General features: G+C 40.1%; 2 protein-coding genes. Both read right to left on the bottom strand.

Translation table 11 applies throughout. The features are described 5' to 3' along the window. Window positions 1–112 precede the first annotated feature (112 nt). A complete protein-coding gene (gene istB, locus JCM15124_RS12400; protein WP_024999657.1) occupies window positions 113–901 on the bottom strand; it encodes an IS21-like element helper ATPase IstB in 789 nt (262 codons plus the stop codon). Between the two features lie 6 nt (window positions 902–907). After that, the gene (istA, locus tag JCM15124_RS12405) at window positions 908–2,497 is read right to left on the bottom strand and encodes an IS21 family transposase (protein WP_024999658.1); all 1,590 of its coding nucleotides are present in this window, start codon (window positions 2,495–2,497) and stop codon (window positions 908–910) included. Window positions 2,498–2,679: the final 182 nt, after the last annotated feature.

The following is a 2,679-nucleotide window of genomic DNA, read 5'->3' on the forward strand; positions in this document are numbered from 1 at the left end:
TGGAAAAGCCACACTAATTTGACCCACCCTGTCAAAGTATTTTAGACCCAGTAAAACGATTTATTATTGACCCACTAAATGCCCTGGTCGGGTGGGTCATTTTATTTCGCTATTACTTGGTAATATTCTTTGCTTTTATCTTTCTAAGACTCTCTCCAGTTAGTTCTATTTGATATGAGGTATGCACAATTCTATCTAGTACAGCATCTGCCACGGTAGGGTCGCCTATTGCATCATACCAGTTGTCCACAGGAAGTTGAGAAGATATGATAATCGACTTCCTTTCATGCCTATCTTCTATAATATCAAGTAATATAGGACGCTCTTTTGCATCTACAGGTACAAGGAAGGCATCATCGAGGATTAACAAGCGACATCGCTCTATCTTCTTTAGCTCTGTTTCTAACGTTCCTTTATTCTTGGCAACCTTAAGTGTCCCCAGCAGCTTTGACATGTTAGCATACATCGTTCTAATACCATTTTTACAAGCATGATAGCCTATAGCTGTAGCGATAAAACTTTTACCAGTTCCTGATGAACCAGTAATAAATATATTGCGTCCTTGCTTGATAAAATCAAGTGAGAGTATTCTCTCCATTTTGTTTTGGCTAAGGTTGCGATTGATATTATAATCTATTTGCTCAGGATAGGCTTTATATCTAAACCCTGCTGATTTTATGAGTCTTTCAATGGCTGCTGCAGAACGATAGTCCCATTCTCGAGATAAGAGCCAAGATAAAAAGGCATCTGGTGTCATCGTATCTGCAATTGTAGTTGTTAGACTTTCTTCAAAGGCAGTTGCCATACCCGTAAGCCTCATTCTATGCATTAAATCAAGAGATAACTGATTCTTATCCATTTCTTGCACAATAGGTGCTGTCTTATTATTATTTAGTTCCATAGTTGTTTACTTTAATTGTTTGCTATTATTGTTATTATTGGATAATTGCTTTGAGAAATAATCCTTGCCTCGTATGTTCTTATGAGTTTTTGGTTTATATTCAGGAGATAGCTCCATATTATCTTCATCCATAGATATATAGGAAGCATCATCACCCTTCTGTAGTATATTCTTTATCTCATTATAGCCATAGCGTCGTCCTTCCGAGGCACAGTTACAAGCTGCTACTAGACGAGCCATGCCATACTTCTTCTCCAGCGACATGATACCACGGCAAGAGCGGAAGGCTTTTGGTGGATATTTCATCTGCGTAGCGACTTCCTTGAGATAAAGCAGAAGGATGTTGTCTATTTGCCCTGCCCGTTGATATATTTCCTCCAAATCCTTTTCAAAGCTACCATGATGACCAGGAAGATTATGTGCATCTTTCTGTGAGTAGGTATAGGGAGTATCATCTCGCTGATGGATGGTAACTAACTTTAACCCATAGTAGATTTGAACATTGTCATTATCGTAAATAAGCTCCATACGTTTGCCGATATACTCTGTTGGAACACTATAACTATGCTTTCTTAGCATAACGAAGCTATTAGCCATGACAGTAGCAGATTTTCTAGACTTCATCTGATAGCGAGCGGTAGGAAGAGGACGAAGAAAATCTTTTTCCATTTCCTCAAATAGTTCTTGGCGGGATTCCTTACGCCCACTCAATCTACGGCTGTTAAATGCTTCTAAAGATGTGCGTATAGCAACATTAAGTGATTCTATATTATGGAAAATTTGCCCTTCAATATCTACATATACCGACCGATACATTAGCTTTACAGCATTCTCAACCAGTGCCTTGTCCTTGGGACGGCGCACCCTAGCTGGATAAACAGCCATGTCATAAAATTCAGCCATAGCAGCGAAGTCGTCATTGATAACAGGCTCATTACGATCACTGCGGATAACGGCTGATTTTAAGTTGTCAGGCACAACAGCCTTGGGTACACCACCAAAGAAATGAAGAGCATTCTCGCAAGCAACGATAAGGTCTTCCTTCTTCTGGGACCACACTGCCTCGCAATAGGTGTAATGACTGCATGGAAGGGTAGCCACAAAAACCTCTACCTTCCGCACCTCACCCGTCTGTTCTTCGACTATTTCTAGTTTATCACCCGCATAATCAATATACATCTGATCGCCAGCAAGGTGCTCTACATGTCCTACGGCTTGTGTTTGACATCTGTAGGCATGGATTGCGTGTTTGAAAGTAGAATACTGGTAACCATTAGGATGAGTTTTGAGATACTCCGTGTGAAGAGATAAGATAGAAACACCCTTCTTGCTAAGCCGTTTCACATAATCAGGAACAAGTGCCTCTAACTCCAACTTACGAGCAGAAGGCGGACGGTTACGAGAATGCCCATCTGAAAACAAGTCCGCTAGCTTATCATCTGAAAGCGACAGAATTTGCTCCATGGACAAGCCACTTTCTTGGAATTTACGGACATACTTGCGGAGGGTGTTACGAGATATATGGAAAGTACTAGAAATACTTCTTATTCCCATACCAGATGCGTAACAGCGCAATAAATTCTTTAATTTTGTCATATAAATAATAGTTTTATGTTTTTAATGCCGGCCAGGGCAGTAACACAAAACTACAAAATGACCCTAAAAAACTAGCGTTTCAAAGGGTCATTCTTATTTTGGTGAGGTGGGTCTCATTATTTTAACCTTACTGGGTCTAAAATACTTGCCAGGGTGGGTCAAATTAGTGTGGCTTTTCCAAT

It is taken from the genome of Prevotella falsenii DSM 22864 = JCM 15124, from assembly GCF_000613945.1.
GTDB lineage: Bacteria > Bacteroidota > Bacteroidia > Bacteroidales > Bacteroidaceae > Prevotella > Prevotella falsenii.

What these genes read in the sequence shown, in the direction of transcription:
- istA (WP_024999658.1), bottom strand. Translation starts at nt 2,497, where the DNA reads ATGACAAAATTAAAGAATTTATTGCGCTGTTACGCATCTGGTATGGGA.
- istB (WP_024999657.1), bottom strand. Translation starts at nt 901, where the DNA reads ATGGAACTAAATAATAATAAGACAGCACCTATTGTGCAAGAAATGGAT.